Below are 12,685 nucleotides of genomic sequence, written 5' to 3'. Positions count from 1 at the left end.
GCGCGCACGCCTCGGCGCCGAGGTCGTGCGCAAGGGGCCACCTGGCCTCGTGGAGTTCGGCGACGAAGACGGTCGCTCCTGCGGCCTTTGCGATCTGAAGTCCGAAGTAGCCGAGCCCGCCGAAGCCGATGATGCCGACGTTCATACCGGACTCGATACGTCCCGCGGTGTGCACGGCTCGGTACGCGGTTCGACCCGAACACGTTGCCGGCGCGGCGTCCTCGAAGGACAGCCCGTCGGGAAGTCTGACCGGCAGGTGCGCCGGCACTTTCACTTTCTCGGCATAGCCGCCGTTCATCGCCGTCCCGGGGCCGTCGGTGGTCGCGGGAATGCCGACGCGGTCGCCCGCCGCGAAATCGCGTACGCGTGCTCCCACTGCTGAGACGGTTCCGACGATTTCGTGACCGAGGACGATCGGAACTTCGCCCAGTAGTTCGGTGATGGTCCCGTCCATGAACCCGATATCGGAGTGGCACAGCCCGACTGCTCCGGTGTCGATGACGATGTCGTCGGGCCCCGGAACGGGCTCGTCGGTTTCGACCTGTCGCAGTGGGGCGCCGACCCCGGTGAATTGCCATGCTCGCATCGATTCGAGCCTCTCGGTGATGGTGTGGGTAGGAGTGTCGAACGAACCGGATTCGCGGAGTGCTCTGACGTCAGCGTCGTCCGGGGCTACAACTCAATCAACACTACAGTTGATTCATGGAAGGTGAGGACCTTTGGTGAGTTCGAATTCGTCGGAAGGGGTTCGGCAGGCGTTCGACGCTCCGTGGCTTCACCGTTCGATCAACGCGGCGGTGACCTGCCTGCGTCGCGTGACTCCCAGTTTACGAAGGAGATTCGAGACGTGGCCGTCGATCGTCCGAACCGACAGCACCATGTGCGTCGCGATCTCCCGGTTGGTGAGGCCCTCCGCGACGTACTGCGCAATGTCCCGTTCGCGCGGGGACAACTCGGGGTTGGAGTGGGGAGTCGCGCCGGTGTCGTCCGGTCGTTTCTCGTTCAATGCGTAGGCGATGAGTTGGGACATCGACATTGTCGCGCCCCGGTGCCGAGCATGTTCGTATGCGGCGTCTCCGAGAGCCGTTCGTGCTCGTGATTCGTACACCTCTCGGCGCTGAACCCAATGGCGCGAACCATAGAGTTGCATCCCGAACGAGTCCCACATGCTCGACGCTGCTCCGAGCAGTACTGCTGCTCGTTCACCGGCGCCGGATGCCGCCTCGGCCCACGCGAGCAGATCTATGACGAGGGTTGCGCCGACGGTGTCGTCGAAGGCGCGCTTGAGGCCCAGGCTGGCGGTCGCGTATTCGGTCGCCTGCTGGTAGCGGCCGGACACCAGCGCAACGAGTCCCAATCCGTACACGGCGTAGGACAGCATCCATTTCTCATCTGCGGCCGAAGCCTGTGCTCGGACGAAATCGAAGTGCTCGGCTGCTCGCGCGGTTTCACCGTTCGAGCTGCGCAGCATGCCCATCTCGATGTGCGCGGTCCACATGAGATCGGTGCTGTCCGGAATCCGTTCGTACAGACGCAGTGCCTCGGCAAGGCGCCGCTCACCTGCCTCGAAGTCACCACCGAGATAGGTATTGAGTCCCTGCGTCTGCAGGGCAAATGCCAACGTTGCCTCGTCGCCCAGGGCTCGTGCGCGACGGGCGGCGTGGTCGAGGGTTCGGCCTGCTTCGCCCCGATCTCCCTGCATCGTCTGAAGGACCCCGAGGGTTGCAGACAGTTGAGCTGCGCGGGTTTCGGGGACCGTATCCAAGTTCAGAAAGCTCGTAACCCACATCCTGTGCTCACGAACCGAGAACGCCGACGACCACAGGAACCAGGTTGCAACGAAACCAGATGCTACCGAGGTCGTTTCCTCGGTCCGATCGGTGAGCGCCGTCTGCAGTGCCAGTCGAAGATTGGCCCGGTTCTCGCGCAGCCGGCCGCCGGCGAGTTCCTGGCCGTGGCCCGTCCAGGCTTTCCGCGCAGAAGTCACCAGGTCGGCACACCAACGCAGATGGACGCCCCGCAGGCGCAGTGCCTCGTCCGCGGACAGTTTCCCGGCACCGAAGTGCCGGATCGTCTCCAACATCCGGAACCGGACCCGTTCGTTCTCGATGTCGCGTCGAAGGACCGATCTGCTCACCAAACCGGCGAGGAGATCCAGCACCGCATCGGTGTCGACAGGGCCTCCCGCGCAGACTCGTTCGGCCATCGCAAGGTCGAAACCCTCCGCGAACACCGACAACCGCGCCCAGAGAACCTGTTCCTGCGCGGTGCACAGGTCGTAGCTCCACTCGACCGTCGCGTGCAGGCTTCGGTGCCTGTCGGGGCCACCACGGTTGCCCACGGTCAGCAAGGACAGTCGATCGTCGAGCCGTGCTGCGAGGTCGTTCACGGACAGTGCATTCAACCGTGCGCACGCGAGTTCGATCGCCAAGGGCATGCCGTCGAGTTGGGTGCAGACGTGTCGGACCGCGTCTCGACTGGCATCGGTGATGGAGAATCCCGCGATTGCGGCACCCGCTCGATTCTCGAACAGCTCCATGGCGGCACCGGCCCGCTCCGGGTCGTGCTCGTCGGTCATGGACAGGGGGTCGAGAACATGCACGCGTTCGTCGGGAATGGCGAGGATCTCGCGGCTGGTGATCAGAATCTTGACATACGTGGTGTTTCGCAAGATCGCCGCGATCGATTGTGCGCATGCATCGATCAGGTGTTCACAATTGTCGAGAACGATCAACAAGTGTCTGTGACGAAGGGATTCGACGAGCGATTCCTGTGCGCTACGTTCCGGCATGTCCGGATCGTCGAACCCCAACGCATCCAGGATCGCTTGGGGAAGCAGGGTGTCGTTGCGGAGGGAAGCCAACTCGATGAAGCGCACTCCGTCGGCGAATGCACGGCGAAAGTCCATCGCGGCTTCGGCGGCGAGTCGCGTCTTGCCGATGCCGCCGGGCCCCGCGATGGTCACCAGTCGGCTGCCGCCGAGTGACAGCCGGAGTTGGCGAAGGTCATCGTCTCGGCCGACGAAGCTGGTGGAAAACCGTGGAATGTCCGAGGTGAGAGTCGTCCGAGTGGCCTGATCGCGCGTGCGCTGTCGTGTGGCTCGATCGCCCCGGACTCGGCGTACCACCTGTGCGAGCGTGTTCCGCGATCCGTTCCACTGGAGTGATCTGTGGAGTTGAGCGACCGTGATCTCGGGATTTTCGTCGAGGAGGGCTGTGATCGCAGGGACCAGCGCATCGGCGGACGATCCGGTTCGTGGACGGTGATCGCCAGGGGGTTCGTCGAAACTCAGAGCGCGGCGCACGGTGTTACGAGAGATCTGCAACCGAGTTGCGATTCCGGAGATCGTCACACCCGCTCGTCGAAGGTCGACGATCTGCTGCCAKTCGTTCGAGTTCACGGGCCTCGCTTCGATCTCGCTCGGATTGTGATTGACATCACCGGCTGATAGTGCCCCGCACCGACTCCGTGGTCAAGATGTGACATCAATTGTATTGACGGGGTCCTGGGGTGACGGACCGCCGTCACATGCCCTCTGAACTGGGGAGATCGARGGTCGATCCGCTGAGCATGTAACCGGGTGATTTCACGGTTCCGTGCCACGGGCAAACGATGAAGAGTGACTCAGGTCATAGTCAAGTGGATCACCGCACAGACGGAGCAGTAATGAGTACGCCGGAAGAGAACATCGATTTGGCCAACAACTTCGCCAAGATCTTCTCCACGGGTGACGTGGCGCAGATCCTCGCGACACTTCATCCCGAGGCGACCTATTGGGTCTCGGGAGGTATCGACGGCATGTCGGGCACCTACGACAGGGAAGGCCTCGGCGCATTGCTCGGCGGGGTGACATCCGTGTACGAGAACGGTGCGCTCGAGGTGACACCGACAGCCGCGATTGCGCAGGGTGACAAGGTCGCCGTGGAGGCCACCTCGTACGCGAAGTTGAAGAACGGCAAGGTCTATCGGAACCAGTACCACTTCTTGTTCGAGTTCCGCGACGGAACGATCTTCTCCGTCAAGGAGTACATGGATACGAAGCATGCATACGACATCTTCTACGCCTGACGCCGAGTTCGTCGCGCAGCATCCACATCAACCGTAGTGAGAAAGGCAGATCATCATGGCAATGGAAACCGGACTCATCGTCCATCCCTACATGCGCCCGGAGCGTACCGCGCGCCAGACCTTCGACTGGTGCGTCCAGCAGGCGATCACCGCGGACGAGATCGGCTTCGACTCGATCATGCTGTCCGAGCATGCTTCTCAGCGCTGGGAGAACATTCCCAATCCCGAGTTGATCATCGCCGCAGCGGCCAGTAGGACCGAGCGGATCAAGTTCGCTCCGATGGCTCACCTGCTTCCTCATCAGCATCCGGCCAAGCTTGCGATCATGGTCGGTTGGCTGTCGCAGATCCTGGAAGGCCGGTACTTCCTCGGTATCGGGGCAGGCGCGTACCCTCAGTCGTCGTATATCCACGGCATCAAGAACGGCGAGGACACGAAGTTCACGAACGAAATGGTCCGTGAATCTCTCGAGATCATGGAGAAGATCTGGAAGCGTGAGCCGTTCTTCCACGAGGGACGCTTCTGGAACGCCGGCTACCCGGAAGAACTTCACAGTGACGACGGCGATGATCAGCACATGCTTGCCGACTTCAGCCCGTGGGGCGGAGCGCCGGAGATTGCAGTCACCGGATTCAGTGCGAACTCACCCTCGATGAGGTTCGCGGGTGAGCGCGGGTTCCGGCCGGTTTCGATCTTCTCCGGCCTCGAGGCGCTGAAGACGCACTGGGAGACCTACTCCGAGGCGGCGACGGCGAACGGACACGCTGCCGATCGATCTCGCTACCACGTCTCTCAAACTGTGTTCGTTGCCGACACCGACAAGGAGGCCAAGCGTCTCGTCATGGAAGGACCCATCGGATACTGCTTCGAGCGCTACCTCATCCCCATCTGGTGGCGATTCGGCATGATGGACGGGTTCATCAAAGACGCCGGCGCAGACAGGGCCGACGTCGATCTCGAATGGGTCGTCGACAACGTCTTCTGTGTGGGTTCGCCGGATACCGTGGTGGACAAGATCAACCGCCTGTTCGAGGAAACAGGAGGGTGGGGAACGCTCCAGGTCGAATCGCACGACTACTTCGACGACCCGGCACCGTGGTTCCAGTCGCTCGAGATGATCGCCAAGGAAGTCGCCCCGCGTATTTCGCTGCCGGAGTCGGTGACGGTCTGACCGCAGTTCGGCCTCACACGATCAGTGCTGACTCGAAACGGAAAGGAAGACATGGTAAAGCGTTTGGAGGGCAAAGTTGCCCTCATCACGGGTGCGTCCCGCGGTATGGGGGAGTCGCATGCGAAGACCTTTGTCGAGCACGGCGCCAAGGTGGTGCTCGCCGACGTCTCCGACGCTGCCGGCGAACAGCTTGCCGAGGACCTCGGCTCGAATGCGGTGTTCGTTCACCACGATGTCACGCGACTCGACTCGTGGACGAACGCTGTCGCCCGAGGCGTGGACGCCTTCGGTGACATCAACGTCCTGGTGAACAATGCCGGTGTGCTCGGGCCGCTCGCGACGACCGCGGAGTTGACCGAGGAGGACTACCGAACGGTATGCGGCATCAATCAGGACGGGGTGTTCTTCGGGATGAAGGCCATCCTGCCGTCCATGGAAAGGGCGGGTATCGGTTCGATCGTCAACATCTCGTCCATCGCCGGCATGGCTGCGAACTACGGCTTCCCGAGCCTGGCATATGTCGCCAGCAAGTTCGCGGTGTGCGGTATGACGAAGGCGACCGCAGTCGAATACGGCCGCAAGAACATTCGTGTCAACTCGGTGCACCCGGGGTTCATTCAGACCCCGATGATGGTAGAAGCGACCAACGAAGAGGGCGGCGACGCGTTGGCCCAGATCCCGCTGGGAAGGATTGCCGATCCCGTCGAGGTGTCCAAACTGGTTTTGTTCCTCGCGTCGGATGAATCGTCGTACATCACCGGAGCGGAGCATCTGGTGGACGCGGGCATGCTCGCCCAGTAGCGGTTCCGTTCTCGAGTGGGGCGCATCGACAGGTGCGCCCCACTTCTGTCGATGTGTATTTCCCAATCTTCGACTGTCCGGGGTGCGCAAAGGGGGCCGACCGCGACATGCGATCGGCCCCCATTGTCGGTGATCAGGAAGCGGGAGACATGCTGTCTGCCTTCTCCAGAAGGAGCTGGTGCAACCCTCGTTTGTTGATCTTGGTGGCCGACATCGGCCATTCGCCCGGCTCGATGAAGTACACTTCCCTGGGGATCTTGTAGCGTCCGATCTTGCCCTGGCAGAAGGCAAGTAACTCGTCGGAGGAGAGGGAATAGCCTTCGCGGATCTCCACGAAGGCAACAGGCACCTCGTCCAGACGCGCGTCGGGCCGGCCGATCACGGCGGAATTGAGTACGGCGGGATGTTCGCACAGGAACGATTCGATTTCGATGGCCGCTACGTTCTCGCCTCCGACCTTGAGCATGTCCTTCAGGCGCCCGTGGAACACCAGGCAACCTGATTCGGTACGGCTGTACAGATCGCCGGTGTGGAGCCATCGATCGTCGTCGATCGTCTCGGCGGTCTTCTGTGGGTCCTTGTAGTAGCCGTCTGTGACGCAGTAGCCGCGAACGAGAATCTCGCCCGGTACGCCGATCGGTTGTTCTTCGTGGGTGAACGGATCGATGATTCGTACCTCGATGCCCGGTGCGGGTTTTCCCTGCGCGCTCGAGCGGTCCTCGAATGTCTCGGACTCGTCGCTGAGGGCGTAGATTCCCGACGTCTCGGTCATCCCGCAGGCGGCGACGAGTTCGGCCTGAGGGAAGAGGTTCTGTGCCTCCGTGATGAGGACCCGTGGGCCGATCAGGAAGAGGTATCGAACGGAGTCGAGGGCGGCTGCATCGAATGTCGGATGGCTCGTCAACATCTGCATGGGGCCGGGGAACCATGGCCATATCGTCGTGGGGCGTTCGCGGACCATGAGATCGATCGCGCGCCCGGGTTCGAAATACGTGTCCGTGAGGTAGGTTCCACCTGCCCCCATCGCTCCGAGAAGTGGTGCGAGGGCGGCGATGTGAAACAGGGGGCCACCACCCCAGCTGATGTGTGGCGTATCGGTCACCAGGCGATTGCGCGCGCGATGCACCGGTCCTCTGGTGAGTGCCTCATGTGTCAGCATGCACCCCTTAGGGTTCGCGGTGGTGCCTGAGGTGTACAGGATGGCGGCGGTGTCGCGAACGCGGACCTGGAGGCGACGGCGCTCCACCTCGTCGATTCCTGTTCGATCGGCTGCGGCGGAGAACGCGTTGCGCGGGACGAATCCCTCTCGGTCTTCGCCGCGGAGCAGAATCGCAGACCGTAGACGGGGTGCCTCGGGTAGGGACAGGCATGCACTTCCTGTCGCTGCCCTCAGGGACGGGACGGCCGCGTAGACGAGATCGGCGAAGTCGATGTAATCGTTGTCGCCCGTGACGGTCAGAATGGCCGTCAAGTCTGCGTTCTCGATGATGTAGCCGAGTTCCGAAGATTTGTGGCGGGCATTGAGAGGAACTACGACGCACCCGGCAAGCGCGGCGCCGAAGAGTCCTTCGAGGAACTCGATGCTGTTGTGGGCCAGGAGTCCGACGTGGTCGCCCGCCTCGACGCCGAGGCCTATCAGGCCCCGCGCTACGCGCATCGAGCCCTCGTACACCTGCGAGTACGTGTGGCGGCTGTCCGGGAACACGATGAGATCGCGATCGGGATGGTCGTTGGCGCCACGACCCAGTAGATCCGCAACCGGCGTGACTTCGCACCATTGCGCGTTGTTCGACATCTTGCCCTCAATTATCCATGGTTCGGGTGATATGGCGGCACAGAAATGGGTTCATGCTGGTATGTGCACCGAACATATGCGACCGCCGTCACACTGTCAACGTTCAAGTTGATTTACGTCAACGTTGACTAGGGGGTGCGATTCCCAACTGTATGATTCCGAGGATGGTGACGACTTCGACGTCCGGCAGCGGCATGAGCAAGCGCAGGCGGAGTGCTCAGAACGACGGCAGCCCCGGCTATCAGGCCAAGCGTGCCGAGCTGATGTCGGCTGCGGCGGCCGTGTTCAAGGAGAAGGGCTACGAGGCTGCAACGCTCAACGACGTCGCTGAGCGGTTCGGCACCGACAGGGCCTCGATCTACTACTACTTCGCAAGTAAGACGGAACTCTTCCAGGCCTTGTTCCATGACATTCTCGTCGGTGTACTCGACGAGAACATTGCAGTCGGTGCCGACATCGTCGCTTCCGACCGATCGGTGCCGGACAAGCTCCGGGGATTGGTCGAGCAACAGTTGATGTCGTACGAAAACAACTACCCGTACGTCTACCTGTACATCCAGGAAGACATGGCGAAGCTCAGTCTTGACGGCACCGCATGGGCCCGGGATATGGCACGCAAGACCAAACGGTTCGAGACGCTGGTGACCGACGTTCTTCAGCAGGGCGTCGACGAGGGGGCGTTCCGCGCCGACATTCCCGTTCCTCTCATGGCAAAGGCCCTGTTCGGAATGATCAACTGGACGCACAGGTGGCTGAAACCGGGAATGCGCAAGAGCGACGCTCGCCAGACGATCGACGCCTTCTGTGCGATCTTCTTCGACGGCGCTGTCAATCGGTCGCCCGGAAGGCAGTGAATTCGGGCATCGCTGGAGGGCGGCAGTCGGCGACGGTCTCGCCACCGCCGACGCGCTGCCGTCAGGACGTCCGGACGAGTTCCGCGCGCATCTGGGTGAACAGGAACAACCCCGAGCGTCGGGAGATCTGCTCGTACTCGCGTGCGACGTCGTCCATGAACTCGGGGACGGCGGCGTCGTCGAGGTGCGCGGTCCAGTCGGTGGATCCGACGGTGCACCACCGCACGAAATCTTCTCGGGAGCCGAAATCCCATTCGACGTCCCGGACGACGAGGTTCGTGGTGTCGAGTCCTGTCGCTTTCGCGAATCCGCGGAATGTCGCGGGCTCGATGTGGATGAACGGCGCCGTGAAGTCGGTGAAGAACTCCGCCCACCGTGGGCGTGCCGAGATGGCCATCATCACGTCTTCGATACTGGTCCGTGGACCGGCGCACACCATCTGGACGATCACACGGCCGCCGTCCACGACGCTGCGGGCGATCGCGGCCAACGCCACCTGCAGGTCGGGAACCCAGTGCAGCGCGTTGAACGACACCGCGACGTCGAACTCACGGTCGAACGGAAGGTCGCGAGCGTCCGCGAAACGGAACTCGGCGCGGGCCCCGTCCGGCACCGCCCTCGATTCTGCCTTCGCGATCATCCGCGGGGAGGCGTCCACTCCGACCACCGAACCGCCGGGAAGCCGCTCGGCGATCCGGAGCGTGACGAATCCGTCGCCGCACCCCACGTCCAGCACACGTTCAGTGCCGGCGAGGGTGAGCTCCGCGATCGACTGCTCCGCGACGGCGCGCTGCAGTGCGCCGACATCGGCGTAGCCTTCGCCGTCCCAGTCGACCACGACGGCCCGCGGTTCTCTCAGGCTCCCTGGTGGTGCGGGCTCGAGTGTGCGCCGCCCCCGGATCGCGCGATGGACGCGCGGACGCGGGCCGTGGCCTGCCAGATCTGAGTGCTGTCGTGCACGCTGATACACGGTATGCCCTGTTCACGGGCGCTCTGAATCGCCTGCGCGTCCTGAGGGGAGCCGACTCCGTCGAGGACGTCCTCGGTGACGATCGCGCAGAGCGCGGGGCCGTCCAGCTTCCGGACGGGCTCGAGTCCGTGGACGACCATCCACTGCTTGACCATCGCCCAGTGCGACACCTCTTTGTACCGGGTGGGGTTTCCGATGAAGAGAACCCGACGAGAGCGGCGGGCGCGAGCGATATCGATGTGCGTGACGGTAGCCATGGCGGAGGGTTCCTGTCCGTTGCGGGATTCCGTACTGTCAATCCCCACTCGCACCAGTTTCGTTACGCCCCGCCCCAGGAAGTTCGCCGATCCCGCATACGTGAGTGCGAAAGAGTGCTCGAACACGCTTTGCCGCTCACGTACGCGGGGGCCGTCAGCTGCCGAACGGGCTGCCCGACGAGCCTCCGCCGCCTGGCCCGGACGTGTCGGTCACGGTGACGGTGGTGGGGTCCTCGGTGCCGTTGGTCAGCGGCGGAGCGGTGCCCCACTGCTCGAAAGACGGAATGCTCGAGCAGGACCACTGGACCGTGTACTTGCCGGGGTCGACGGTGGCCCGGAGTTCGCCGTCGTCTCCGCCCATCACGACGGTGGGTCCCACAATGGCGGCGGGCACGGTCCCGTCGACGGGGAGGACGTTCATCAGGCACAACACCGCCCCGGGGACGTCGTACCGGACTTCCATGACCACCGCGTTCCCGTCGTCGGTGATGTCGACGGCGATGTCCTCGGGTGCCGCGGACGCCGTGGGTGCGGCGAGCAGAGCCACGCCGGTGACTGCGGCGGCGATTCCTGCGGTTCGTGCGATCGTGACCTTCATCGGTGCATCCTTCCGGACTTCTCGGTTGCCGGTTTTGGGACGAGCCAGGAGCCACCCGGGAGTATCGCACCTCCAACCCGGATCCGCTGGGATGCGAAAGGTGGAACACTGCTGGTCTGGGGGTTCTCAGCGTGTCGATCCGGCACCCGGTGCATCGAAGGAGACGGCGAAGTGCTCGGACGGAAGAACTACACGCAGGAAGAGATCGATCACGCCGAGGCGTCCGTCACGGAGCAACTCGCCGTGTACAAATCGCTGACGGGAGCGATCGCGGGCGAGGTCACGGGCAAGAAGGTCTTCGCCGCACTGGAGGACTTCGAGCCCCTGTTCTTCGGCAACATGGTCCTCGCGCTGGACCGCTACTTCGTCCACCGGGTCCGGGCGGTGACGGGCAAGGACGCGAACGCGCTCAACGAAGTCGAGATCATTGCCGACTCGTTGATGAACAACGGCGGCGTCCTGCGCGGCATCAATGTCCTCGCATACGTTCCCGACAAGTCCGTTCTGAAGCTCGAGATCGGCGACCGGATCCGATTGAGCGCCGACGACTTCACACGTCTGTCGGCAGCGTTCTTCGCGGAGCTGCGGTCGCGGTTCCTGGCATGAGCGTCTGGTTCACGTCCGACCTGCACCTTCGGCACGCGCGGCTGGTGGAGATCCGGGGCTTCGACGCGGAGATCGACGCGCACGACGAATCCATCCTCGACAGTCTGGGCGCCGCCGTCGGGAGCGGCGACCAACTCTGGATACTCGGCGACGTCACCGTCGGGGGCAAAGCCGCCGAGGACTGGGCGCTCCGCGCGCTGGACGAGTTCGCGCGGAAACGGAACGTCGAGCTGCATCTGATCCCCGGCAATCACGACTCGTGCCACCCGATGGCGAACCGCAACAGCCACCTCAGGCAGCGGGTCTTCCTGGACACGTTCGCGTCGGTGCAGCTGTTCGCGCGACGGAAGGTCGCGGGCCGGACGGTGCTGCTGTCCCATTTCCCGTACACCGGCGACCACACCGAGGAGGACCGGGGCGTGAAGTACCGCCTGCAGGACGGGGGAGACTGGTTGCTGCACGGGCACACTCACCAATCCGCTGTACTCGACGCCGCCGTTCATCCCCGGCAGATCCACGTCGGTTGGGACAGTTGGCGCCGACCCGTCCACGTCGACGAGGTCGCGGAGATCATCGAATCCGGCGCTCCGTCTCCGTGAGCGAGGTGGCCGCGGCGCGGTAGGTGCCGGGCGTCGATCCGTGAGTGGCCTTGAACAGCCGCGAGAAGTGGGCGGCGTCGGCGAAACCCCAGCGGGCACCGATGGCCGACACGGTCAGCTCGCGGTACCGGGGGTCGGCGAGATCTCGACGGCACTGCTCGAGTCGCCTTCGCCGAATCCATCCGCTCACCGTGTCGCCCTCGGCTTCGAACATCTTCTGCAGGTGCCGCACCGAGATGTGATGGGCGGCCGCGATCGACTGCAGATCCAGCTCCCGGTCGGCGAGCCGCTCGTCGATGAATGCGGTGACCCGGGCCTGCAGTTCGTCCCCGCGCGACAACGGGGTCGGCCTGTCGGCGAGGTGGAGTTGCTCCGCGAACGCAGCCGCGACCAGGTCGAGGACGGCATCGCCGAGATGCAGCGCGGCGGTGGGGGAGGCGTCGGCGATCTGCTCGCCGAGTCCGCGCACCAGCGGCGTGACGACGGCGCCGAGCCCTTGCCTGCCCGACACCCGGCGCGCGGTGAGCTGCGCGATGCCGTCGGGCGGAACGCGCAGGAGATGCCGGGGGAACATCACGACCAGCATCCGGAACCGGTCGTCGAACGACAGCTGGTACGGGCGGGTCGTGTCGTAGATCGCGAAGTCACCCGGGGTAAGCGCAGCTTCCCGGCCGTCCTGGGCGAGGACGCAGCAGCCGCCCACCTGCAGTCCGAGTTTGAAGTAGTCGGGGTTGGCGGCGCGGATCGTCCGCGGCGTGCGCCGAATGACGTGCGGGGCGGCCGTGACTTCACTGATCCGGACCGCCCCGACCGTCGCGCCGCGCACCACGCCGCGGAAATCGTCGTGGTCCGCCGACGTCATCTCGAGGGGGACGAACGCGTCGCTCACCGACTCGCGGAACTCGTCGAACGACACGAGGCGCTGTTCCCCGGGACGGATGAGCCTGCTCACGGCCATCACCTACT

General features: G+C 63.8%; 13 protein-coding genes. 6 read left to right on the top strand and 7 right to left on the bottom strand.

Features of this window, described 5'->3' with window-relative positions:
- Positions 1 to 586, bottom strand: a 586-nt coding sequence (locus AC1DWT_RS33535; protein WP_477923969.1) for an alcohol dehydrogenase catalytic domain-containing protein, incomplete at its 3' end; no start/stop codon positions are given.
- Positions 587 to 775: 189 nt separating this feature from the next.
- The gene (locus AC1DWT_RS33530) at positions 776 to 3,400 is read right to left on the bottom strand and encodes an ATP-binding protein (protein ID WP_477923968.1); all 2,625 of its coding nucleotides are present in this window, start codon (positions 3,398 to 3,400) and stop codon (positions 776 to 778) included.
- 266 nt (positions 3,401 to 3,666) lie between these two features.
- Here AC1DWT_RS33530 and AC1DWT_RS33525 point away from each other — a divergent pair, with 266 nt between their 5' ends.
- The 3 genes from AC1DWT_RS33525 to AC1DWT_RS33515 are packed head-to-tail and all read left to right on the top strand — an operon-like array spanning position 3,667 to position 6,040.
- The gene (locus AC1DWT_RS33525) at positions 3,667 to 4,068 is read left to right on the top strand and encodes a nuclear transport factor 2 family protein (protein WP_477923967.1); all 402 of its coding nucleotides are present in this window, start codon (positions 3,667 to 3,669) and stop codon (positions 4,066 to 4,068) included.
- Positions 4,069 to 4,123: 55 nt separating this feature from the next.
- A complete protein-coding gene (locus AC1DWT_RS33520) occupies positions 4,124 to 5,239 on the top strand; it encodes an LLM class flavin-dependent oxidoreductase (RefSeq protein ID WP_477923965.1) in 1,116 nt (371 codons plus the stop codon).
- Positions 5,240 to 5,290: 51 nt separating this feature from the next.
- Complete coding sequence (locus AC1DWT_RS33515) at positions 5,291 to 6,040, top strand: SDR family NAD(P)-dependent oxidoreductase (RefSeq protein WP_477923964.1); 750 nt, start codon at positions 5,291 to 5,293, stop codon at positions 6,038 to 6,040.
- A gap of 133 nt (positions 6,041 to 6,173) precedes the next feature.
- Here AC1DWT_RS33515 and AC1DWT_RS33510 read toward each other — a convergent pair whose 3' ends face one another.
- On the bottom strand, positions 6,174 to 7,835 hold the full coding sequence (locus AC1DWT_RS33510; RefSeq protein WP_477923963.1) for a class I adenylate-forming enzyme family protein: 1,662 nt from the start codon (positions 7,833 to 7,835) through the stop codon (positions 6,174 to 6,176).
- A gap of 164 nt (positions 7,836 to 7,999) precedes the next feature.
- Between AC1DWT_RS33510 and AC1DWT_RS33505 the strand changes: the two genes are divergently transcribed.
- On the top strand, positions 8,000 to 8,689 hold the full coding sequence (locus AC1DWT_RS33505) for a TetR/AcrR family transcriptional regulator (RefSeq protein ID WP_477923961.1): 690 nt from the start codon (positions 8,000 to 8,002) through the stop codon (positions 8,687 to 8,689).
- A gap of 61 nt (positions 8,690 to 8,750) precedes the next feature.
- Here AC1DWT_RS33505 and AC1DWT_RS33500 read toward each other — a convergent pair whose 3' ends face one another.
- The 3 genes from AC1DWT_RS33500 to AC1DWT_RS33490 form a co-directional block, all read right to left on the bottom strand.
- Positions 8,751 to 9,527 carry a class I SAM-dependent methyltransferase gene (locus AC1DWT_RS33500; protein WP_477923959.1) on the bottom strand — a complete coding sequence of 259 codons (777 nt, stop codon included), beginning with the start codon at positions 9,525 to 9,527 and terminating at the stop codon, positions 8,751 to 8,753.
- A gap of 17 nt (positions 9,528 to 9,544) precedes the next feature.
- On the bottom strand, positions 9,545 to 9,916 hold the full coding sequence (locus AC1DWT_RS33495) for a hypothetical protein (RefSeq protein WP_095861418.1): 372 nt from the start codon (positions 9,914 to 9,916) through the stop codon (positions 9,545 to 9,547).
- A 154-nt stretch (positions 9,917 to 10,070) separates the two neighbouring features.
- Positions 10,071 to 10,514, bottom strand: a complete 444-nt coding sequence (locus tag AC1DWT_RS33490; RefSeq protein WP_378673435.1) for a hypothetical protein — start codon at positions 10,512 to 10,514, stop codon at positions 10,071 to 10,073.
- 171 nt (positions 10,515 to 10,685) lie between these two features.
- Between AC1DWT_RS33490 and AC1DWT_RS33485 the strand changes: the two genes are divergently transcribed.
- Entirely contained in the window at positions 10,686 to 11,120 is a 435-nt protein-coding gene (locus AC1DWT_RS33485) for a hypothetical protein (protein WP_387486105.1), read from the top strand.
- On the top strand, positions 11,117 to 11,719 hold the full coding sequence (locus AC1DWT_RS33480; RefSeq protein WP_378673440.1) for a metallophosphoesterase: 603 nt from the start codon (positions 11,117 to 11,119) through the stop codon (positions 11,717 to 11,719). The genes AC1DWT_RS33485 and AC1DWT_RS33480 overlap by 4 nt, the downstream gene beginning before the upstream one ends.
- Here the strand turns inward: AC1DWT_RS33480 and AC1DWT_RS33475 are convergent.
- Positions 11,691 to 12,677 (bottom strand): AraC-like ligand-binding domain-containing protein, encoded by a 987-nt coding sequence (locus AC1DWT_RS33475; protein WP_477923957.1) that lies wholly within the window; start codon positions 12,675 to 12,677, stop codon positions 11,691 to 11,693. The two genes, AC1DWT_RS33480 and AC1DWT_RS33475, sit on opposite strands and share 29 nt — an antisense overlap.
- Between the last annotated feature and the right edge of the window lie 8 nt (positions 12,678 to 12,685).

The organism is Rhodococcus sp. P4_B6, assembly GCF_056402215.1.
Note: the sequence above shows the minus strand (reverse complement) of the source record. Positions and strands in the feature narration are given on the sequence as shown.